The sequence below is a fragment of the Campylobacter sp. DY7 genome (assembly GCF_057802535.1).
This window is the reverse complement of record NZ_JBYJAU010000001.1, coordinates 233,519-257,134: the sequence shown is the minus strand read 5'-3', so window position 1 is coordinate 257,134 and position 23,616 is coordinate 233,519. Positions and strand designations below refer to the sequence as shown.

Below are 23,616 nucleotides of genomic sequence, written 5' to 3'. Positions count from 1 at the left end.
TTACTTAAACTTATTTAGTAATTAATTCTTAATAATTTCATTTAAAAGTTTATATGTAAAATCATTAATTTCTTTTAATTTTTCTTCGCTAATGCTTTCGAATCTAGCTACTAAATAAGGACTTGTGTTGCTTGCACGAAGTAATGAAAATCCGTTTTCAAATTCCAATCTTACTCCATCTATTTCAATAAGCTTAGCATTTAGATTAAGAGATTTTATTTTTTCTTTATAAGTATTTATTATGTTAAATTTATCTTCTTCTTTTACTTTTATTTTTATCTCATCACTTGAATAACTTTTAGGTAATTTATTTAAAACTCCTATAAAATCAGGATTTTTTAAATAAAGTTCAATAATTCTTAGCATAGAATAAATTGCATCATCGTATCCGTAATATTTATCATTAAAGAATACATGTCCGCTAAGTTCAGCTGCTAGGTCAATATTTTGCTCTTTTATAACTTTTTTGATATTTGAATGACCAGTTTTACACATTGTGCAAGTGCCAAGCTCATTTATTTTATCAAAAATTATTTTAGAGCATTTTACTTCGCAAAGGATTTTAGGATTTTTTATATCGTTTGCAAAAAGATAACAAAGCTCATCACCTTTGATAATCTTATCCTTTAGAACACAAACAACTCTATCAGCATCCCCATCAAAGCCAAAGCCTAGTGTAGCGGTATTTTTAACATAGCCATTTTTATAAAGTGGAGTAGGGCAATGATGTGAAAAACTACTAAAATTAAGCTCATTTTTAATAGCAAATAGATTTTCTTCATGCGTTGGATCTGGTTCATGTGCTCTAAATTCACCATCAAATTCACTAAAATAATGAGCGTATTTGATATTTAGGGCATCTAAAATATTTGCTACTACTTCACAAGCTGCACCACTAGCAGTATCGATTGCTAGATTTAAATTAGCGTTTTTAAGATGAGCGAATTCTTTTTGTAAAAACTCAATATATTTTGTTTTTATATCTAATTCTTCATATTCAATATCTTCAATCTTATCATCAAAATCTTTTAAGCAGAGTGCTACTTCATCATAAATATTTGCAAGTTCAGTTGCAAAAAAACTTTCTTTATTAATTGTAATTTTAAAACCATTGTATTCTTTAGGATTATGTGATGCTGTTATCATAATATTTGCATCAATATCACAAGCATAATTGCTAAAATATCCAAGCGGAGTAGGAACAAGCCTTAAAGAATAAACCTTAATACCTGCACGATTTAGTCCATAAATTAGAGCGTTATTTAAGACTTTATTACTAAGTCTTGCATCATAACCAACACTTACGCTTTTTGCGTTTTTATTAAGCATAATTTTACCTATTGCAAAGCCTAAAGCTTTAGTAAAACTAGGACTAATCTCAGTTCCAAATATCCCACGAATATCGTATTCTCTAAATATGTGTTTCATTTGCATTTCCTTATTTTAATATCTTTAAAAAACTCTCTTGGCCTATTAATTAATTTTCTTAATTTTGATTTAAAATTTGACTTTTTATTATTTTTATCATAAACATATAAACCTATGCTATTTTGAACATTATATTTTTTACATAAATTTTTTAGATAGCTATCAAAATGAAATTCTTTTTCAGCTTTCCAAATATTTTTGTTTTTACTATCATATTCTTTCATTTTGCTTACTAGTAAATCTTGATTATTTGATTTTTTAAAATAAAAATTATTAAATAATGGTCTATCATGCCATCTATGTACCAAAAATAATTCTTCAAAGAATAACGGCAAAGTATAATATGCCATATATTTTCTAAACCCTTTAAGATTTGCAATTACATCGGAAGTTTCATTAGTGTAATAATCATCTGGTTTTTTTGAATGAGGATTATTTACAATTAATCTATGAATTAACTCGTAATCTTCTCCACCGTGCCCTTCAAATCCTTCATTAAATAAGCCTATTTTTTCTAAATATGATTTTTTTATAATCATAGCTGAACTGTTAAGCGAAATGTTTTCTACTAATTCTCTAGAGCCTTTTAGATAGCTTTCTTTTAGTATGTTTAAATTTTTATTTTTTTCAAATTTAACGGTTCCTTTTTTACTTAAGTATAAAAATGGTAATAAAATGAAGTTTGAAATTCCTGTTTCAAATTCTTTTTGTATTTTACATTCAAGTCTAGTAAAAAACTCATCATTATTTGTCATATCTATATCATAAAACATTATAAAATCAAATTTTGTTTGTTTTATAGCTTCATTTCTTGCTCGTGCTGGAGAAAATGGGTTTTGGTATTTGCTTTGTATAATTTTTATATTTGGATAATTATTTGTAAGTATTTTGTTTTTGCTTGCATCAGTAATTATAAATTCGTAATTTGTATTTTTAAAATATTCAATTAATTCTAAGGCTCTTTTGTATATAAAATGGTTTTTGTTTTTATAACATACTGTTGATATTATACTAATTTGCATTCTTATCCTAAAATATTGAAAATTAAACAAGGTTTATTATGACATATAAATATAAAATTACACATTTAAATGAAGTTTTTTACGATTTAAAGATTAAATTATCTAAAAAGCAAATTTTAAAATTACCTTATAAACCCAACTCAATCTACACAATAATTTCAGCTGTTTATAATGTAGAAAAATATTTAGATGATTTTTTTGCTTCAATAATCAATCAAACAATAGGATTTGAAAAAGCAATCCAACTAATAATGGTAGATGATGGTTCTACTGATGATTCAGCTAGTATTATTAAAAGATATCAAGAGCTATATCCAAATAACATTACTTATATTTATAAAGAGAACGATGGTCAAGCAAGTGCTAGAAATCTTGGACTACAACAAGTTAAAACTCCTTGGATAACCTTTTGTGACCCAGATGATTTTTTAGATAAAGATTATTTTAAAAATATAGACATAGAAGTATCTAAAAATGAAAATCTTGCAATGCTAAGTGCAAATATAATTTTTTATCACGAAAAAGATAATTTTTATAAAGATAATCATCCACTAAATTATAAATATAAAAATAAAAAAGCTATTAAGATTAAGGATTTGGCTAGGAATATTCAACTTGCAACCCACTCAGCTGTAATACAAACAAAACTTGCTAAAAACTATAAATTTGATGAAGATTTAAAACCTTGTTTTGAAGATGCGAAATTTATAAATGAATATTTATTAGATAATTTAAATAAAGATGCTATTTTTATAGAAAATGCTAGATATTTTTATAGAAAAAGAGCCGATGAGAGTTCTACGCTTGATAAAAAACTAAAAGATAAAAGGTATTTTTTAAATGTGACATCTAGTGGATATTTAGCTTTACTAGAACACACACAAAATAAACTAGGATATATTCCTGATTTTATACAACAAACTATTATTTACGATATTTATTGGATGGTAAAAGATGTTGTATTAAAGCCTTTAAAAGTAATTAAATTAAAAGAATATGTTGAATTTATAAGCATATTTAAAAAGATTTTTTCTTTTATTGATGAAAATAATTTAAATAATTCAATTTTAAGCGGTTTTTTAAAAATCGGTATTTTAAATAAATTTAAAGATTTGCAAATTGATATTTGCGAATGTGAACTGGAAAAATATACTAACGAATACTTGGTTTTAAGCTATTGTTATATAAAAGATAGTAATAATTTTAAAATTTTTATTAACAATAAAGAATGCAAAGTTGATTTTATAAAAATTCAACAAATTGATTTTTTTAAAGATGTATTTGTTTATAAAAAAATAATTTATATTAAAAATGATTTTAAAATCAAAAATATTGAAGTTTTTTTAAATGGTAAAAGACTTATAATAAAAGATAAGAGTTTTTATAAAATAAAACAGCTCTTTTATAAAAGATTTAATTATACAAATATTACAAATAAAGGTTTTGAATTTTATAAATTTTTAAATGGTGATACAACCTTAAATATCAATGAAAACATTTATAAAAGCATTAAACAAAGATTGTTTTGCAAAGTTAATGAATTATGGCTTTTTGCCGATAGAAAATATAAGGCAAATGATAACGCAGAATATTTTTATGAATATGTTAAAAATAATTATCCTAAGCAAAAAATAGTTTTTATCATAGATAAAAATTCAAATGACTTTGCAAGACTTAAAAATAAAGGTTTTAATGTAGTATCTAGTTCTGGATTTTGGTTTAAATTTACACTTTTTAGAGCTAGTAAAATTATAAGTTCTCATACTGATACTTATTTGCTAAAAGGACTTGGAAAATATACTTTATTTAATAAACATTTTATATTTTTACAGCACGGAGTAACTAAAGATAATATATCAAATTGGCTTAATTCTAAGGATATCTCGCTTATGGTTACAAGCTCAATTTATGAATATAATTCTATTGTAAGTGATTATTCTAATTATAAATTAAGCTCAAAAGAAGTGATATTAACTGGTATACCTAGGTTTGAAAAACTTATAGAAAAAAGTAGAGTGATTAAACAAGAAAAAATGATTTTAATTTTTCCTACTTGGAGAGAATATCTAGCAGATAAAATTGATAAAAAAACATATAAAAGAAAGAAAAATGATAATTTTTACGATAGTTTATATTATAAAAATTATAAAGAGCTTTTAACTAGTAAAGAGCTAAAAAATATATGTAAAAATAGTGGATATAAGGTAGTTTTTATGCCTCATTTTGCAATGCTTGAATATTTAGATGATTTTAAATTATCATCCTACATAGAAGTTATAAATATGCAAGATATTGATATTCAAGAATATTTGTGCAAAGCTAGTATTTTAATCACAGATTATTCATCAATAGCATTTGATTTTGCATTACTTAAAAAGAAGGTTATATATTTTCAGTTTATTGAAGAAGAGCAATATAACCACACTTATGATAAAGGCTATTTTGATTATCATAAGCATGGTTTTGGTATTGTTTGTAAAAATAAAATAGAGTTATTTAAGTTATAAGTATTATTAAATAAAATTAATTATAACTATTAATAAGTTCATCAAAAATATAATTTATTATGTTCTAGTTTTTTTGTATTTTTGAATATTTTCTTTCAATATATCTAGACTATTAACAAATTGTTTATCTAGGTATTTACCAAATATACCATAAATATTGTAATCCCACCAACTAGAGTTTAATAATCTATTTATGATTTTATCATTAAATCTTTTTTTATAAATTTTACTGGATTTTCTCACCATATTTCACAACAAGGTATATCTTTGGTAACAACGGAATTGGCTGATATTGCACTTCCAGTGCCAATTGTGATACCTGGTATAAAACAACACTTTCTCCAATGTAAACATCGTTGCATATTACTATATCTTTATATTTTTTATCTTGCAATGGAGAGCTTACAAAAGATATTTTATCATACTCTAAAATGCTAGAAATTGCTATATTTCTAAAAATTATAAAATTTCTATCTTAACTACAGTAGAGGCTGTTATAGTATCAATGTGATGACTAAAGGTGTGAATTTGTATGTTTGATGCCAAAGAACAATATCACCCAATTTTAAGCTATGATTATTTTTAAATGGTATTTTGGAATTACTACAAGAACGATAACTCATAATATATATGTTATAGCCTGAATTAAATGAAATATTTTGTTCTAAATACCCCTTCGACTACAGGTTATTTTCATCATATTAATAAATCACATCTTCTTCTTTGATTAGCACTAAGCCACTTGCGTTAAAATAGATATTATACTCATTAAACAATTATAAAATTTTATGATTCAAAATTATTTTTTTAATCATGCTGTTTCCTTTCTAATATGTTTTCGTATTCATCGGGTGTCCCACAAGGAATAATTTCATTTTGTTTTATTTGGTAGTACTTGATTGTTTTTTTATCTTGTATAAGATAATTATACATAGGTGCTATGTAATATTCATTTTTTGAAGTTTCATTTTTTTCTAATATTGTTTGAAAAATTTTTATAAAATCTTTCGATTGTTTAAAATAATAAAGTCCACTACTACATAAAGATGATATGCGTTCTTTTTCTGTTGTTTTTAAAACTAAGTTGTTAGTGCTAGGCAGAATAAACGACCAATTATCTCCATCTGCTTCAAAAACTTCTAAATAGCCATCACAATTAGTTAAAAATTCCTCATTTGGTAATTGAAAATTAGGTCTTATTGTGTCTATATTAAAAATTAAAATTTCATCTTTTACTTTAGCTTTTTCTAAACCTAAATATACAGTATGTGCTTGTCCTAAAGTATTAAAATCAAGCTCAATAATTGTATAAGTTTTTAAATTTAACTTTTCACATTCTCTAGTTATAAAATCTTTAGTGCTATAATCTTTTTTGCAAATAAATAAAAAATTACAATCATCAAAATATTTATTAAAACCATTAATCACTTCATAAAATAAAGTATTGTTATTTATAGGAAGCATATATTTTGGTATTTTATATCCTACTTTAAAAAATCTACTACTAAGTCCTGCCATTGGAAATATTATTGTCATGGTAATTCCTTAAATTCTATATATAATCTTACTGCGTTTGCAAGTAAGGCATATTGTTTTGTTAAATTATCACTATGAAGTGGAAGCATTGATAAAAAGAGATGGATTGTTATAATATAAATTTCTTTTATATTAAAACTATTTTGAAAAATTTCTAAAAATTTATTTTGTGTTTCATTGATACTATTATCAATATATAATTTAAAATCAATTATATAATCATCAATTGTGTTTTTAAATTTTAATTCATAGTGTTTTGCTATTATAAAATCATATAGCCCAATAATTGAATGAAATAACTTGGCATAATCATACGAACTATTTCCGTATGGTGTTATGTTGTTTTCAAAATCCATACCTCTAGGATCAATAGTTTTTATAGAGGCCGATTTAAAATCATATAAAATATTGCTAAAGCAAAAGTCTCCGTGAATAAAACTATTTTGTTTTTTTTCTATAAAATTACTATTAATATCTTTTATAATTTCATTTATGCTAATATTTATTTTTTGATTAAAAATAATGTTTTTATTAAGATTAAAATTAGTTTCTGTAGAGAACTTTTGTAATCTTTGTTGTGTTTTTAACTTGTAATCATAATTAATAATTTCATTTGTTTTATTGCTATGTAAAGTATTTAGAAAATTTTTTAAGCTTAAAAATATTCTTTCCCAAGTAATTATATTGATTTTTCCAAAAACATAAAGTTCTGATAATGTGTTTAAATAAAGATATTCGGTATAGTATTTATTGTCTTCTAAATAAAAATGAGGTATATATAAAGACAATTCCTTTGGTAAAGAGCCAAACCAATTTTGTTCTGCTTTTATTCTATTGTTCATAGAAGAACTTTTACATACATAACCGTTTATTATTTTTAATGAGTTAAATGCTCTTTCTGTGGTTATAGTTTTCTTAGCATTGAAATAATTCGTAGCAATACCACAATCAAGCCAGGTTTGATTTGTATTTAGTCTAAAATTATATTTTTTTGAATAATTTGATAGTGTTTGCTTAAAATCATAATCGCATTTAATTAAACATTTTAAAAAATAATTTATGTTTTGAATTTCAAAAAAACCGTTTAGTATATCTTTATCATTCAATTCTTGATTATTTTTTACATTAAATATAGGTTTTTTATTTTTAAGTAGATAAGTCCAATTATAATTATCATTGCTTCTTGATATTCCTATGCTATTATCTAAAAAGTTTAAATCTTTAAAAAATGTATCGCCGTGTAAAATTTTTAAACCTTTATTTAAATTTGTATTAGTTAAATTTAAACAAATTGCTTGAGATAATGATTGCCCTAATATTAAGTTTTCATCTAGTCTTATAGTATTTATCTTAAGTTCTTTTAGTTTTAAGCTATCATATTTATTAAGCTTATAACTTTTTGGTATGGTTAGCATAATTTTGTCATTTATGTTTTTAAACAATGAAGATTGATATTCATATAGTTTCTTTCCACCTATTGGCAAAAACGATGGCGGTACTTTCCCAAACTCTGTTTCTAGTTCCGGATTTACATAACGAGCAGAGGTTATGATAATCATTTATACCTCCCTCCCCCCATCAATATCAGCATCGTTTGAAATGTTTACATATTTATTTAAAGTTTCTATGTCTAGTAATTTTTTTATTTCATCATAACTTTTAGATATAAATTCGCTAGGTCTTATGGCTTTATCATCTACATAAAATCCATCTTCTCCACACCAAGGCTTTCCAACAATTATTTCATCATAAGGAATATTGTGTTTATTTAGCCATTCTATTATTTTTGGTAATGTATTGACATTTATTTTGCCTATATTTCCTTGATAAGTTTTCATATTCCTACTTGTGTTGATAACTATTTTAAAACCTATTTTTTTATATTCTAAAAGTTTTTTAATCATTTCTTTATTGGCTGGTTTCTTTTCGTACTCACATTCTGTATCAACTGTTATAGTTCCATCTAAATCTACTATTAAAGTTTTCATTGAACTTTTACCACATTAGTTTGTTTTTTAATTTCTTCAAAAAAATCAATAATCTTTTGTTTTAAATTTTCATCTTGAATATTTTTTAAATCTTCTTGCAATGCTTTATCAAAATCAGGTCTTGCAGATTTGGTACAGAAAGATATATCAGAGCTTTTAATTATTCCATAATCAATATTTTCTAAACCATTATAAATTAGATAACTAATCAATGTATCGTGTGGAGAGTCCTCACCTATATTGAAAGCATCTAGTTTCTTTGAGCTATCTATATATTGGAAATATTGCATTATTTTTATCATATCTAATCTTCTACCAATAAAGGCTACATCATCCATTCCAAATTCTGTGAAAGCAACTTGAATTTGACTATTTTTAATTTTTTGTATTTTTTCTAATGTTATTTGCTCTAAAATAGGCACATCTGGCCTTAGTCTTATAATAAAGTCATATTTTAGATTATATTTTATCTCATGTTGCAGCATTAATTCAAGTGATTTTTGAATGCCATAAAACATTTTACTGATATTTAAATTTTGTGTTCTAGAATATTTTAAAAGTGGATAGTCTTTAAATCTGTTTTCAAAATCTTTTTCGTTATCTATTAATATACCTGTTGGATTGATGTTATTAAAAAAATCATATTTTGTTTTAACGGTAATTTCTGTAGATAAAACCTTAAATGTATTTGGTAAAAGTTTTTCTAGTAACTCTTTATTTCTTATTTCTCCAAGTGCTTTTGTGGAAATATAATTTCCAAAAAGTGAATTCCATATATTTCCACCTCTAAATCCTGTATATAATCTTGTATCTTCCCAAGTATGGATGAATAAATCTGCTTTTAATGGCTCTAGTATATTTTGTTTTAAAAAACCAAAAGATTGATTAAAATCGCCCCTTAAAGGACCGCTCATACAGACTGCTATTTTTATATTGTTTAAATTTTCTTGAAATATGCTTGCACTGCTCAAACCATGTAATTTGATTAAACTATATATTAGTTTTTGTAATTCTTGCCCACCCAATTCATCATCTTTTAGACAATTAATTAAAAAAATTAAATTATAATTAAACTTAAAAAAATTTTTATCTTCTAAGATAAAATAGTCAACCATCGTTTTAATAATATATTTTTTCCTATCTTTAGTAATGTTATATTTGTTTAAATATTGAATAATATTATTGGCAATTTCTATATCCAGTTTATTGTTTTCTATAAGTCTATTAAAAATTGCATTAATTGCAAAAGCAAAGCTCCAATGGTCTTTGTAAAAATTTTTATCTTTTAATATATTGTTCAAATGTTTTGCATCTAGGAATTTATAGCTTGCATATAGTTTTCTTTCGTTATCATTTGAAGATAAATCTTCCAAGTTAATTAAGTAATAAAATTTAACTAAATTTAAAACTGCCCACATTTTGTTATAGTCTTGATATGATTTATAAAATTCTTCATTTTCAAATACTTTTAATTCAGTAATAATATTTATCATTTCTTGATAATCACCGATGTTATATAAGAAGTCAAGATAAGTGAAAATATACTTGCTATTTAATTTAATAATTTTTTTATATTTTTCTTTTACATCTTTATAATTCCAATTTTTTTTCTCTTGCACAATTTCATTTTTAAGCTGGTCAAGATATGCTATATCTTGTTTTATTCTTTTGTAATAATCATTAACTACATTTTGTAATTGTATGAAAATATCACCAATATAATTAAAGTTAAAATCAGAGTTCTTTTGTAATTCAATTTTTTTAATCAATTTTATAGGTTTGGTACTGATTAAAAAGCCTATTATTCCAACTTTTTCACTAAATCTATTTACATTTATACATCTAAATTCTTTAGGGCTATCAAAATTTTTTATTGTTTTTATATTAAAGTTTTCATCGATTCTATATTCGCTAAGATATAAGTCTACTATATGTTCCCATCCCCATAGGGTTAGGTTTGTAGCAGTGTTTGATGTTGTTATTTTTATTAAACCATAACTTGAATTATCCATCCCTATTGCTCTATTCCATGCATGAATACTTACTAAATAATTACCATATATGCTTGATGGAAAAGTTATTTGAGTGTCTTTTAATTTTATGATATTTTGATTTTGTAGGTGATTTCTCACTTTCAACGTGTTTTCATGCTGCAAATTATTATTATCTACTACTTCAAAATCAATATTATAATTTTCAATAGATTTTATAGGATAATTAAACTTATCTATGTTTTTTGATACATCCTTTGCGAATAGATATATGGTATCATGTATTGGATGATGTTTGTCTATTTGATTATTATAAAAATCAAATATATCTTTATCTTTAAAATAGTTAAATAGATTAATATAGTTAAACCCAAAGTGTTTACATAAATTTTCTTGCGTTTTAGAATAATCATATATAACACCATCTTGCGTATACATATTTACATAGTGCCATATAATAACTAAAACTTTTTTATTAATTTTTACTAATTCGTTATAAAAATATAAACTTAATTTTTCATGGCTTTCTCTAATTTCTATCCTACTACTTTCTTCTGAAATTCCTACGACAATAAGATCTGATTTTATAATTTTATCTTTATACTTAATAAGGTGATAGATGTTAGACCCCATGCTTGTATTAGAATGTGCTAGTGTTAAAATGTTATTGCCTGAATCTTTTAGTCCTTTAATGAAAGGACCAGTCCATATCATATCACATGTTCCAAAACAAGTTATATTCATGACTTTAACCTAGTTATGAGTTTTTCTATATTATCTATACTGTTTAGATTTTCTTCTATTATGTCTCCAAAATCAATTTCAATATCAAACTTTTCTTCAAGATTACCAATTAAATTCATAATAGCTAGTGAGTCTAAGACCTTATTGTTAATTAAATCATTTTCATTACCTGATATATTTAATTCCATATCTTCTCTTAAAATTTTTATAATTTGTTCTTTCATTGTTTCTCCTTAATAATTTTCTTTTAAATATTTTCTATCAATTTTGCCATTTTGATTTAGTTTAAAACCATCTAGTCTTATTATTTTTGTAGGTATCATGTAACTCAAAATTTTATCTTTTAACCAAAGTTTTAAATCAATATTTATGTCGCTTTCATAAAAACATATAATTTCATCTTTAAATATACAAGCAACATTTTTAATATCTTTATGTGAATTTATAGCACTTTCAATCTCTCCTAATTCTATCCTATAGCCTTTATATTTGATTTGACTATCTACTCTTCCAAAGCAAAGCAAATCTCCATTCTCATCATAAGCAACAATATCTCCAGTTTTATATACAATATCATTAAAATTATTATGTAGTGGATTTTGTATAAAATTTTCTTTAGTTTTTAAATTATCATTGTAATAACCTAAACTAAGACAACTTCCCTTTAGATATAATTCACCACGTTTACCAATCATATTATTTTCAATAATAGATAAATTTTCATCAAATACTAATAATTCAGTATTAAAACAAGGTTTGCCGATTGGTAAAATTTCGTTATTATCGTGTATTTTATCTACATGATAATATGTACAAGCACAAGTTGCTTCAGTTGGTCCATATAGATTTATAAAATTAGTATTTTTTAAATTATCCATCCAAATATTTAATTGTTTTACAGGCATAACTTCACCACAAAACATAGCATTTCTCATATTTTCTAATTTATAGTTATTAATAGCTCCAGTATTTGCAAAATAGACAAAAATTGATGGTACCCATAAAATTGTAGTTATCTTTTCTTTTTCTAAATAATCTAATATTTTTTTAGGGAAAGCAAACATGCTATTTGGTAAAAGATGTAATGTAGAACCACTAGCTAAGCTAGTGTACACATCAGCTATTGTAAGATCAAAATGTAGTTGACCTTGATTAGCCCAAGAGTCATTTTCAGTTATATTAAAATGCTCTTGTACCCATAGTGAAAAATTTATAACACTTTTATGACTTATACTTACGCCTTTTGGAATACCAGTTGAACCTGAAGTAAAAAATACATATAATAAATTATTTTCAATATGATTGGCATATTTATTATTTAATGCTATGAGGTTAACATTAAAACTACTAATATCATCAATATTAATTCTTGGTATATTAATTTCTAATGAAAATTTGCTAGAAGTAACTAAAATCTTAGGTTTTAAAATGTTTACAACTTTTTCTATTCTTTCTATTGGTTGATCTTCTCCTAATAGAGTATAAAAATTACCACTCTTAGCGACTGCAAAAAAAGATATTAAACAATCAATTCCTTTTGGAAGAATTATCAAAATTGGAACTTGTTTATTTGAAGCACCAATTACCTCAATGATTTTACTAGCTAGTTTATCTGTATACTCATTTAGTTTACTATAAGTGATTTTATTTTCTCCATTTAAAGCTAAACAAGTAGTAAAAGGCTCTATTATTGCTGTTTTATTTGGAAATTTTTTACTTGATTTTTTTAAAAAATCCACGATATTATTTGTCATTTTAATTCCTTATAATTTCATAATTTCTTGATAAATTCTTTCACAGTTTTTGGTATCTTTAAATGTGAAAGTATTATCAATTCTTTCTTGGTATTTTTTCTCAATTTTAAAATCTGATTTAAATAATTTTTCTAACTCATTTATTAAATTACTTTCTGTCTCAACAACTGCTCCGAATCCATCTCTTTCATAATCAAAATATCCTTTTGTATATGTATGGTTTGCAAAAAATTCATCTTTATCAAATTGATAGTAAATTACAGGTTTATTGATTAAAGCCATCTCAAATGCTATTGAAGAGTAATCAGTGATTAATAATTTTGCTTTTACCAATTCGTTTTGCAAAGAAATATCACTAAGGCTAAAAAGTTCAATTTGTGAATTTTTAAATTCATTAAACTTATCTTTATAAATATCCATAGCATGGTGTAAAAATATTTTAATTTGATAACTGTTAGCTTTTAAAAGTTGTTCTAATTTTTTATTTATCAAGAGACTTTTATAAATTTTAAAGTAATTCGAATTTAAAAATTCATTATTTTTATTTCTTTTAGAAGTATTTGCATTACCGCTGACTAAATAATTTCTCCAAGTAGGCATTAGAATTATTGTGTTTTCTACTTTTGTATCTTTTGATATGTTAATTAAATTATCATGCCTTGCAAATCCAGTTAGTTTTGTTTCTTTGTCAGAGAATTTATAATTTCCATTAATGATGGATTCATATTCTGCCTTAGTTGAAGTTATAAATAAATCTAAATTTTTAACATTTAACCATTTAGATAAATCATCCTTTGTAATTCCATGTTGTAAAAATACAAATTTAGTTTTTGAAAACAAATCAAAGTCATTTAAAAAATATCCATCAGCATGTGATGATATTATAAACTCTGCTTGTTTTGTAATTTGATAATATATGTTAGATTTAAATTCAATAAGATTAAATCCTTCTTTTTCTAATCTTTGCCAATCTTTTGAAGTTTTACTTAGCACAAAGCATATTTTTTTATTAGGATGATTTTTCATAACATATCTATATAAATGTTCTGCATTATCATCAGCTCTCAAATCAGAATCTATAAATACCCAAATATTAGAATTGTTTGAAGAAATTTTATTTAAATCATAAACATAATTTCCATATCCAATCATTATTTCTTTGTCATCTAAATAAAGTTTAAAATTATTTGCTAAAAATGAATATCTAATCCATACATAGTTTTCATATATAAATACTTCATCTATGAATTTATGTTCTATAGTTTTTTTACTAATAATTTCATAATTACTGTTGTCAAACTCTATTTTTAAATTCCAATCTTTATTTCTGGTGAAAAAATTAAGTAAAATTTCATTTTTATAATTGCATATTTTTTTAATATAACAAATATTGAAATTTGAATCTTCTTTTTTAAAGCAATTTAACATACCTATTTTATGATAAAAATCACATCCAGCAATATTAAATTTTTCAATTGTTGTAACATCAATATGTTTAAAAAGTTCATTTAAAGTTTGTTTGTAAGTTTTTATTTCATCTTTGTTTAGTTTTAATATAGCCTTAGGATTATTTAATATAATTCTGATTTGCCAAATATGATGATATAAACAAATATTTTGTATAAATGTATTGTTATTTTTTTTAATAACTTTTAATGTTCCATTTTTTGTAACATTTAAAAAGTATTCATTATTGATTCCTTTATCAAGCGTAGAACTCTCATCAGCTCTTTTTCTATAAAAATATCTAGCGTTTTCTATAAAAATAGCATCTTTATTTAAATTATCTAATAAATATTCATTTATAAATTTCGCATCTTCAAAACAAGGTTTTAAATCTTCATCAAATCTAAAATCTTTAATTAATTCAGTTTTTATTAAAGCAGTTGCAGCTGAAAGCTGAATATTCCTACCTAAATCTTTAATCTTAATAGCTTTTTTGTTTTTGTATTTGTAGTTTAGTGGATGATTATCTTTATAAAAATTATCTTTTTCGTGATAAAAGATTATGTTTGCACTTAGCATTGCAAGATTTTCATTTTTAGATACTTCTATGTCTATATTTTTAAAATAATCTTTATCTAAAAAATCATCTGGATCAGTAAAAGTTACCCAAGGAGTTTTAGTGTATTTAAGTCCAAGATTTCTTGCACTCGCTTGTCCACCGTTTTCTTTGTGAAGCAACATTATATTTTCAGGATATAACTCTTGATACCTTTTAATAATATTAGCAGAATTATCAGTCGAACCATCATCTACCATTATTAAAAATATGCTTTTTTCAAATCCTATGCTTTGATTTATCATTGAAGTAAAAAAATCATCTAAATATTTTTCTACATTATAAACAGCTGAGACTATTGTGTAGGTTGAGTAGTGGGTATAATTTTTGTGTTTAATATTGGCTCTTAAACTTTCTTTAGCTCTTTTTTTTATGTTGTAGTCGTGAAAAAATAACTCTGGATCTCTGAATAATTTTTTTACTTTTCTAAATAATAACATAACTTACCTTTTTTTATTTGAAAAACCATTAATTTCAATACAAATAAATGGTATTGAAATTTAAATAATAAGCAATAATTAAAGCATTTTTTTCTTAAAAAAAGGTAATAATCGTGTAAAAAATTAATATATCAATACATATTAAAACTATCTACTTCTAATAAGACACAATGTTTTTTAATATTGAAAATAATGGTTTTTCAATACTTGGAGAAATTTTGAATATAGTTATTATTGGAACTGGCTATGTGGGTTTGCCTAGTGGTGTTGGTTTTGCTAAATTAGGTCATAATGTTGTTTGTGTAGATGTTGATGAAAGTAAAATCAATTCTTTAAAGGAGGGTAAGCTTCCAATTTATGAAAATAATCTTGAAGAAGCATTTTTAGAAGTGGTAAATAAAAACCTAACATTTAGCACATCATATTCTTCTGTAAATGAGGCTGATATCGTTATATTAGCAGTTGGAACTCCGCAGTCAAATGATAGTGAAAAGGCTGATTTACAATACATTTTTGCAGCAACAAATGAAATTTGTAAAAACTTAAAAGATAAAAATAAATATTTCATATTAGCTACTAAATCAACTGTTCCTGTTGGAACTGGAGATAAAATAGAGCAAATTATACATGAAATAAATTCTAATGTTGATATAGTATCTTTGCCTGAATTTTTAAGAGAAGGATATGCTTTAGAGGATTTTTATAATCCTGATAGAGTTGTAATAGGAAGTAACTCTGATAAAGCAAGTGAGGTGTTAAAGAAACTATATTTTCATATAAATAATGATAAAATTTTAATAACTTCTAGAAAATCAGCTGAGCTTATCAAATACGCATCTAATTCATTTCTAGCAATGAAAATACATTTTATAAATGAGATGGCTGATTTTTGTGAAAAAAGTGGTGCAAACATAAGCGATGTTGCGCTTGGGATTGGGCTTGATAGTAGAATTGGTGACAAATTTTTAAACGCTGGTCCTGGATATGGTGGGAGTTGTTTTCCAAAAGATACCTTGGCAATGCTTGGAATGGCTAAAGAATTTGGAGTAGATATTTCGTTAATAAAAACCACAATCAGAGGAAATAATAATAGGTTTAAAAAAATTGTAAATAACATTAAAGATATTTTAAAAGATATTGATAGTCCAAAAATAGGTATTTTAGGACTTGCTTTTAAAAATGGTACGGACGATTGTAGACAAAGTCCAGCGATTGAAATTACAAAGGAATTGATTAAAGATTATCAAAATATAAATGTATATGACCTAAAGGCTAATCAAAACGCTAAAAGTATTTTAAATGAGAGTGTAAATTACACAAACTCAATTTATGAATGCGCTAAAGAATGCGATTTATTAGTGGTTTTAACTGAGTGGGATGAGTTTAAGGATATTGATTTTTCAAAGCTTAAAGATTTTGTAAAAGTTAAAAAAATCTATGATACTAGAAATATAATAGACTTAAATGAAGCTAAAAAATATGGTTTTGACGTAATAAATATCGGGGTTAAGAATTGAGCCAAGAAATTATAGTGGTTAAAAACACCGAAGGCGACCCTGATACAAAAGCTACTATTTTAATCAAAAATAAAATTGATTATACTCCAAAAGTATCAGTTATTATCCCAGTATATAACACAGAAAAATATTTAAAAGAATGTTTAGATAGTGTAATAAACCAAAGCTTAAAAGAAATAGAAATAATATGTATAGATGATGGCTCAACCGATAATTCATTAGAAATTTTAAAAGAATACGCAGTTAAAGATAATCGCATCACAGTCCTTATTCAAGAAAATCTATATGCTGGAGTTGCAAGAAATGCTGGTATGATGGTAGCTAGTGGGGAATATTATCACTTTTTAGATAGTGATGATGTGATGGATGGAGAGCTTAAATATATTTATAATGAAGCTGTTAAATATCAAGTGGAGTTGCTTAAATTTAAAAATATAATTTATGATGATTATAATGACTTATATTATCAAAATGATTATATTGCAATATCAAAACTTGATAAAAATTATTTCAATAAACTTATAAAAAATCCTAAGATAGATTTACTTTTAACTCTTCCTGATAGTGCTTGGAGTGGTATATACAAAACTAGTTTTGTTACAAAATACGATATAAAATTTGATAATCTTAAATGTGTTAATGATGTTAGTTTTTTCATAAAGTGTATAAATAATCTAAATAGGCTTTATGTATCAAATAAGGAATTGATTATGTATAGACGAAATCATGTTAATTCTTTAATACAGCTTAGAGCTGATAATTTAGCTGATTTGATAAGTCAATTTAAAAATATAGAAAAAGTGGATTTAAAGCATAAACAAATTATCTTGAAATATATTTTTATGAAAATTAAATCACAATTTATAAGTCATATAGATAAGTTAAGTGAAGATGTTTTTGATGAGTTAAAAGCTATATCTGATAGATGCTTTAATGATAGAGAATTGATAAATTTTAATGATTTTATCATAGTTTACAAGCCACAACAAACGAAATTTGAAGATTTTTACTATTCATATCCAAAGATACTTTCTAATGATAAAGGTAATGGCATAAGCATTGAGGGTAGCGGTGATTGTGTGATATATCTAAGAGCTATAGGAAGTGGGATATTTAATATAACTTTTAGGTCTATTTTGAGCAATGGCATTTATAAAGCTACAAGATATAACTTAATAAAAATCAATGATGAGATAATAAATATACTCCCAGTTATCACAACCGATAATTCTCCTTATAGATACAAGTTAAAGGTTAAAAATAATGAGACTATTAAAGTGGAATTTAGATTAGGAATTGCAAATGAAAAACAAGATTTCAAAGTAAATATAAGAAATGTAAAAAATAAAAAAAATAGTGTTGAGATGGTAAAAATAAAAGGAATATAAATGAGTAAAGAAAAATTAAATTTAATAGTAGGGTGTGGTTTAAGTGGTGCTGTAATGGCAAATAAAATAGCCAATGAATTGGATGAAAAAGTTGTTATTATAGATAGAAAAGACCATATAGCAGGTACTTGTTATGATTATAAAGATATAGATACGGGTATTATAGTTCATAAGTATGGCCCCCATATTTTTAGAACTAACAATAAAGAAGTTTGGGATTTTTTATCACAATATACTGAATGGATGCCTTTTATGCATAGTGTTTTAGGTATAGTAGATGGTAATGAAGTGCCAGTTCCGTTTAATTTAAATTCGTTGCATATTGTGTTTCCTGAGCAGTTGGCAAATAAATTGGAAAATAAACTTATAGAAAAATTTGGGTATAATGTAAAGGTAAAGATACTTGAGCTATTACAAACAGATGATAAAGATTTGAAATTATTAGCGGATTTTATATATGAAAAAATTTTTAAGGAATACACTGTTAAACAATGGGGTTTTAAGCCTGAAGAGTTAGATCCATCTGTTACTGGGTCGGTTCCGGTTTTTATAGGTAGAGATAATAGGTATTTTCAAGAAAAATACCAAGGTGTACCTCTTAAAGGCTATACTAAGATGTTTGAAAATATGTTATCTCATAAAAATATAGAAATAAGACTAAACACAGACTATAAAAATATAAATAAAAAACAATTTGATAGAATATTTTATACTGGAGCTATTGAAGAATTTTTTGAATATAAATTTGGAAAACTACCATATAGAAGTCTAGACATTAAAATTACAACTTATGATATTGATAAATTTCAAAATGCTCCAGTGGTTAATTATCCTAATAATTATGATTTTACTAGAATAGCTGAGTATAAATATTTTTTAAAAGAAAATTCTAATAAAACTGTTTTATCGTTTGAATATCCTGAAGAATTTGAAATAGGAAAGAATGAAAGAATTTATCCAATTTTAAATGATTCAAATATTGCTTTATATAACAAATATTTACAAGAAGCTATATTGCTAGAAAATACCTATTTTTTAGGAAGATTAGGGGCTTACAAATACTATGATATGAATAGAACTATCCTCGGTGCTTTTGAGGTGTTTGAGGATATTTTTAATATAAAAGGAGGTAATAAATGAGCGACCTTTTATTAATGACTTTATCAGAAAATCAAATTGTAGTCAAAAACGCCGAAGGCGATCCTGATACAAAAGCTACTATTTTAATCAAAAATAAAATTGATTATACTCCAAAAGTATCAGTAATAATCCCAGTATATAACACAGAAAAATATTTAAAAGAATGTTTAGATAGTGTAATAAACCAAAGCTTAAAAGAAATAGAAATAATATGTATAGATGATGGCTCAACCGATAATTCATTAGAAATTTTAAAAGAATACGCAGTTAAAGATAATCGCATCACAGTCCTTATTCAAGAAAATCTATATGCTGGAGTTGCAAGAAATGCTGGTATGATGGTAGCTAGTGGGGAATATTATCATTTTTTAGATAGTGATGATTATATTGATTTAAATTTATATGAAAAAATTTTTAGTGATTTAAATATACAAAAAGTTGATATAATTGTTTTTAGGTATAAAACTTTCAAGTATATTAATGGTAATATTAATATTTCTGATAGCAAAGGAAGTAAAATTATTGAAAAACAAAAAATCATTTTAAAAGAACATTATAATGAGCTATTTCAATTGACAAATCCAGCGCCATGGAATAAATTATTTTTCGCTAAGTCAATCAATCAAAATAATGTTAAATTTCAAAATATTAAAACAACAAATGATTTATATTTTATGTATAACTCTTTATTAAAATGTGATAGTGCGATATTTTTAAATATTTGCGGTTGTTTTTATAGGGTTGATAACAGCAATTCTTTAACAAATTCAAAAAGTAATGATTTATTTGTTTTTGAAAATGCTATTTTTAAGCTATATGTAGAATGTGAAAACATAAATAATTTTTTTATATCATCAAGTTTTTATACGCTTTTAGCGTCTGTATTTATTTTTAATTTATCAAAAGTTGGTGTTAAAGATAAATATAGATTGATTGAATTTTTTAAAGCAGTAATGGTTGATAAATATAAACTTGATTCTAGTAAAGAATTAATTAGTTATAAAAATGAATTAAAAAATATTACTGATTTATTAAGTATGCAAATAGATGATTATCTTTTAAAATATTTTAATTCCATTGAACTTATCGATTTAGTTATAAGTAATGATGATAGGGTTAAATTTGATAATCAATTAGATTATATACCTAAAGTTAGTGTTTTAGTACCTGTATATAATAATGAAAAATACATATCAGAATGTATTGAAAGTATTTTGCAGCAAACATTAAGAGAAATAGAAGTGATAATTTTAAACGATGGTTCCATAGATAATACACCTAAAATTCTTGATGAGTATGCAATTAAAGATAATAGAATTAAAGTTATTCACAAGGCAAATTCTGGATATGGTGCAACAATTAATTTGGGATTAAAATATGCAAAAGGTGAATATATAAGTATTGTAGAATCTGATGATTATATTGAAAAAGATATGTATTTAAAATTATATGAAATAGCTAAAAATAATTATTTAGATATTATTAAGTCAGACTTTAAAATTTTTTATGGAAGTGGTAAATATAGGCAATTCATTGATAGAAAACTATGTAACAATAACACATGCTCTTATAACCAAATATACAACATTCATAGTAATATAAATATTTTTAGAGTCAATAATATTAATTGTAATGGTATTTTTAAAAGAACTATGATAATTAACAATAATATTAAGTTAAATGAAACTCCTGGTGCGTCATTTCAAGATAATGGATTTTGGATACAGACTTTTTGCTATGCAAAAAAAATAATGTTTGTAGAAGATTCATATTATAGGATAAGAAGAGATAATCCAAATTCTTCAGTTAAGAGTAAAGAAAAAGTTTTTTGCATGTGTGAAGAGTATGATTTTATAGAGAATTTTATTCTACAAAATTTTGCTAATAATATTAAGCTTAGAAAATTTATTGTATTACTTAGATACTTTGCTTATAATTTTACATTAGACAGGATTGATGATAATTTTAGAATATTATTTCTTGAAAGGTTTGCAAAGGATTTTAAAAAATACTTAAAAGAAAATCTTATAGATGAAACTATCTTTACGCAATTTGGTATTAATAATATTAAGTTAATAATAAAAGATCCAAAAGCATATTATTCCTTATATCATGAAAGAAAGCAAGAAAAAGATAAAAATGATTTAATTATTTGGTATAAAAAAGTAACTGGTAAAACTTTAAATTTAGAAAATCCAAAAACTTTAAATGAAAAGATTCAGTGGATGAAATTGTATGATTCGACTCCTATTAAAACAAGATTAGCTGACAAGTATCTTGTAAGAGAATGGATAAAAGAGCAAATTGGTGAAGAATATCTGATACCACTTTTAGGTGTATATGATAAATTTGAAGAGATTGATTTTGATAAATTACCAGATAAATTTGTGATTAAATGTAATCATGGATCTGGGTATAATATAATTGTAGAGAATAAACATGAATTAGATTTAAAAGATGTTGAAGAAAAATTAGATAAATGGTTAAGTGATAACTATGCGCTTAAATTTGGTTTAGAGTTGCATTATTTGAATATTACTCCAAAAATTATTATAGAAGAATACATTAGTGAATTAGGTAAAAATTTATATGATTATAGGTTTTATTGTCTCAATGGTAGAGTAGAGCAAATTTGGGTAGATGAGCTTAGTGGAACACTAGAACACAGAAGAGCTATTTTTGATGTAAATTGGAATGAAATAGATTTAGAAGTTAAGTGGCCGCCAATACAAAATGAAATAAAAAAACCTGCTTTGATAGATAAGTTGATTCAGTTATCGGAAATATTATCTAAAGAATTTTCGTTTGTTAGAGTTGATTTTTATATTTTAAAAGATAAGGCATTATTTGGAGAAATGACTTTTACGCCTATGAGTGGTACTCATAGGTTTAATCCAGAATATTTTGATTTAAAACTAGGTAAAATGGTCAAACTCCCAAAATTATTATATAATATTTATATAGGAGAATATTATAAGCCTAAAAAAGCAAGTTTTATAAAAAAAGCTATAAAATTATTAGGTAATAGCAATATCGATTATAATAATTTTAATTCTATTTTAAATACTTGTCGTATTGATATTAAAAATTTTGGTTCTAAAAACAACAAAATACAAATTATTCAAAACACAAACGATATACAAGTCATCTCAACTGAAAAAAGCAATGGCTATAGTTTTATAGGAAATGATAATGCTATTGAATTTAAAATTATAAAGAGCGGAAAGCTTGTGATAGATTTGTTTAACTATAGTGGAAATATCACTTATAATCAAATCAAATTAAATGGTAAAAGTCTTTTAAAAAAACCTTTAATTATTACTAAAAATAATTCGTATAAGATAAAAAAATATGTATTTAATAATCAAAAATTTAAATTAGAAATTAATTGCAACAAAAAGTCTTTTAAAGTAAATGTTAGAAATGTTAGAACATCTGAAAATAGTATAGAGTTATTAAACAATAGTTCGAAAATCAATATATCAACCCCAGCTTGGTTTATAAATGATAAGGGTATTGGAAGTGTTTTAACTAGTCAAAACTACAAAAATAGTTTTAAGGTAAAAGCAATTAGTAATGGTAATCTAACATTTAAATTTATGGGAATTGATAAAAGTTTTAATAGCGAAAGAATACCTTTATATGTAAATTACCAGTCAATCAAAATAAATGGAAGAGAAATTTTAAAAGAGCCTACTATAGCTTGGCATGATAAAGCATTTACTTATGAAATGAAAGTTAAAGATGGTGAGGTGATAGATGTGGAAGTAGTTAAATCTCCATATCCTTATACTAAAAATGAATTAAAAGATTTGATAATCAAGCTTTCAAACGGAATAGAGCCTAAGGATATAAATAATATTATTGAAAATATCATTAAGAATAGACTTGAGTATGAAAAATCAATGGGGGTAAGACAATCAAATAAATTTTTTTCAATCACAAGAGAAAAGTATAAAACAAGATACTATTTCTTAGGTTTAAAATATGTGAAGTTTAACACTAGGCGAGAAATATTAGACCTTATCAAAGAAGAAAACGCAAAGCTAAGAAAAGAGATAGAGCATTTAAAAAATAGAATAGGTTGATATTGGAGAAT

General features: G+C 24.2%; 15 protein-coding genes. 5 read left to right on the top strand and 10 right to left on the bottom strand.

Annotated features, from left to right (window positions below; genetic code table 11):
• Positions 1–21: 21 nt before the first annotated feature.
• Positions 22–1,428, bottom strand: coding sequence for a phosphomannomutase/phosphoglucomutase (locus tag AC1B00_RS01225; protein ID WP_488847741.1), 1,407 nt, complete (start codon positions 1,426–1,428; stop codon positions 22–24).
• Positions 1,425–2,450, bottom strand: coding sequence for a hypothetical protein (locus AC1B00_RS01220; protein ID WP_488847739.1), 1,026 nt, complete (start codon positions 2,448–2,450; stop codon positions 1,425–1,427). Before AC1B00_RS01220 ends, AC1B00_RS01225 begins: the two co-directional genes overlap by 4 nt.
• A 38-nt stretch (positions 2,451–2,488) precedes the next feature.
• Between AC1B00_RS01220 and AC1B00_RS01215 the strand changes: the two genes are divergently transcribed.
• Positions 2,489–4,957 carry a CDP-glycerol:glycerophosphate glycerophosphotransferase gene (locus AC1B00_RS01215; RefSeq protein WP_488847738.1) on the top strand — a complete coding sequence of 823 codons (2,469 nt, stop codon included), beginning with the start codon at positions 2,489–2,491 and terminating at the stop codon, positions 4,955–4,957.
• A gap of 57 nt (positions 4,958–5,014) precedes the next feature.
• Here AC1B00_RS01215 and AC1B00_RS01210 read toward each other — a convergent pair whose 3' ends face one another.
• The 8 genes from AC1B00_RS01210 to AC1B00_RS01175 all read right to left on the bottom strand — a co-directional run bounded on the left by AC1B00_RS01210 (position 5,015) and on the right by AC1B00_RS01175 (position 15,472).
• Positions 5,015–5,200 carry a hypothetical protein gene (locus tag AC1B00_RS01210; protein WP_488847737.1) on the bottom strand — a complete coding sequence of 62 codons (186 nt, stop codon included), beginning with the start codon at positions 5,198–5,200 and terminating at the stop codon, positions 5,015–5,017.
• A 564-nt stretch (positions 5,201–5,764) separates the two neighbouring features.
• Positions 5,765–6,493, bottom strand: a complete 729-nt coding sequence (locus AC1B00_RS01205) for a glycosyltransferase family 2 protein (RefSeq protein WP_488847736.1) — start codon at positions 6,491–6,493, stop codon at positions 5,765–5,767.
• Positions 6,490–8,052, bottom strand: a complete 1,563-nt coding sequence (locus tag AC1B00_RS01200) for a capsular biosynthesis protein (protein WP_488847735.1) — start codon at positions 8,050–8,052, stop codon at positions 6,490–6,492. The genes AC1B00_RS01205 and AC1B00_RS01200 overlap by 4 nt, the downstream gene beginning before the upstream one ends.
• Positions 8,053–8,481: an HAD family hydrolase gene (locus tag AC1B00_RS01195; RefSeq protein ID WP_488847734.1), complete on the bottom strand. Its 429-nt coding sequence runs from the start codon at positions 8,479–8,481 to the stop codon at positions 8,053–8,055.
• The gene (locus AC1B00_RS01190; RefSeq protein ID WP_488847732.1) at positions 8,478–11,216 is read right to left on the bottom strand and encodes a hypothetical protein; all 2,739 of its coding nucleotides are present in this window, start codon (positions 11,214–11,216) and stop codon (positions 8,478–8,480) included. The genes AC1B00_RS01195 and AC1B00_RS01190 overlap by 4 nt, the downstream gene beginning before the upstream one ends.
• Positions 11,213–11,440, bottom strand: a complete 228-nt coding sequence (locus AC1B00_RS01185; RefSeq protein WP_488847731.1) for a phosphopantetheine-binding protein — start codon at positions 11,438–11,440, stop codon at positions 11,213–11,215. The genes AC1B00_RS01190 and AC1B00_RS01185 overlap by 4 nt, the downstream gene beginning before the upstream one ends.
• Before the next feature lie 9 nt (positions 11,441–11,449).
• Complete coding sequence (locus tag AC1B00_RS01180) at positions 11,450–12,970, bottom strand: amino acid adenylation domain-containing protein (RefSeq protein ID WP_488847730.1); 1,521 nt, start codon at positions 12,968–12,970, stop codon at positions 11,450–11,452.
• 9 nt (positions 12,971–12,979) lie between these two features.
• Positions 12,980–15,472: a bifunctional glycosyltransferase/CDP-glycerol:glycerophosphate glycerophosphotransferase gene (locus tag AC1B00_RS01175; protein WP_488847728.1), complete on the bottom strand. Its 2,493-nt coding sequence runs from the start codon at positions 15,470–15,472 to the stop codon at positions 12,980–12,982.
• Between the two features lie 218 nt (positions 15,473–15,690).
• Between AC1B00_RS01175 and AC1B00_RS01170 the strand changes: the two genes are divergently transcribed.
• Genes AC1B00_RS01170 through AC1B00_RS01155 form a run of 4 tightly spaced genes read left to right on the top strand, consistent with a single transcriptional unit; the run spans position 15,691 to position 23,605 of the window.
• Positions 15,691–16,989, top strand: coding sequence for a UDP-glucose dehydrogenase family protein (locus tag AC1B00_RS01170; protein WP_488847727.1), 1,299 nt, complete (start codon positions 15,691–15,693; stop codon positions 16,987–16,989).
• Positions 16,986–18,377, top strand: coding sequence for a glycosyltransferase family 2 protein (locus tag AC1B00_RS01165; protein WP_488847726.1), 1,392 nt, complete (start codon positions 16,986–16,988; stop codon positions 18,375–18,377). The genes AC1B00_RS01170 and AC1B00_RS01165 overlap by 4 nt, the downstream gene beginning before the upstream one ends.
• Positions 18,378–19,517 (top strand): UDP-galactopyranose mutase, encoded by a 1,140-nt coding sequence (gene glf / locus AC1B00_RS01160; RefSeq protein WP_488847725.1) that lies wholly within the window; start codon positions 18,378–18,380, stop codon positions 19,515–19,517. It abuts the gene before it with no gap.
• On the top strand, positions 19,514–23,605 hold the full coding sequence (locus AC1B00_RS01155) for a glycosyltransferase (protein WP_488847724.1): 4,092 nt from the start codon (positions 19,514–19,516) through the stop codon (positions 23,603–23,605). The genes glf and AC1B00_RS01155 overlap by 4 nt, the downstream gene beginning before the upstream one ends.
• The last annotated feature ends 11 nt before the right edge of the window (positions 23,606–23,616 follow it).

Excerpts from the sequence above, each read along its gene's own strand:
- AC1B00_RS01225 (WP_488847741.1), bottom strand. The coding sequence starts at position 1,428 with ATGAAACACATATTTAGAGAATACGATATTCGTGGGATATTTGGAACT.
- AC1B00_RS01220 (WP_488847739.1), bottom strand. The coding sequence starts at position 2,450 with ATGCAAATTAGTATAATATCAACAGTATGTTATAAAAACAAAAACCAT.
- AC1B00_RS01215 (WP_488847738.1), top strand. The coding sequence starts at position 2,489 with ATGACATATAAATATAAAATTACACATTTAAATGAAGTTTTTTACGAT.
- AC1B00_RS01205 (WP_488847736.1), bottom strand. The coding sequence starts at position 6,493 with ATGACAATAATATTTCCAATGGCAGGACTTAGTAGTAGATTTTTTAAA.
- AC1B00_RS01200 (WP_488847735.1), bottom strand. The coding sequence starts at position 8,052 with ATGATTATCATAACCTCTGCTCGTTATGTAAATCCGGAACTAGAAACA.
- AC1B00_RS01195 (WP_488847734.1), bottom strand. The coding sequence starts at position 8,481 with ATGAAAACTTTAATAGTAGATTTAGATGGAACTATAACAGTTGATACA.
- AC1B00_RS01190 (WP_488847732.1), bottom strand. The coding sequence starts at position 11,216 with ATGAATATAACTTGTTTTGGAACATGTGATATGATATGGACTGGTCCT.
- AC1B00_RS01185 (WP_488847731.1), bottom strand. The coding sequence starts at position 11,440 with ATGAAAGAACAAATTATAAAAATTTTAAGAGAAGATATGGAATTAAAT.
- AC1B00_RS01180 (WP_488847730.1), bottom strand. The coding sequence starts at position 12,970 with ATGACAAATAATATCGTGGATTTTTTAAAAAAATCAAGTAAAAAATTT.
- AC1B00_RS01175 (WP_488847728.1), bottom strand. The coding sequence starts at position 15,472 with ATGTTATTATTTAGAAAAGTAAAAAAATTATTCAGAGATCCAGAGTTA.
- glf (WP_488847725.1), top strand. The coding sequence starts at position 18,378 with ATGAGTAAAGAAAAATTAAATTTAATAGTAGGGTGTGGTTTAAGTGGT.
- AC1B00_RS01155 (WP_488847724.1), top strand. The coding sequence starts at position 19,514 with ATGAGCGACCTTTTATTAATGACTTTATCAGAAAATCAAATTGTAGTC.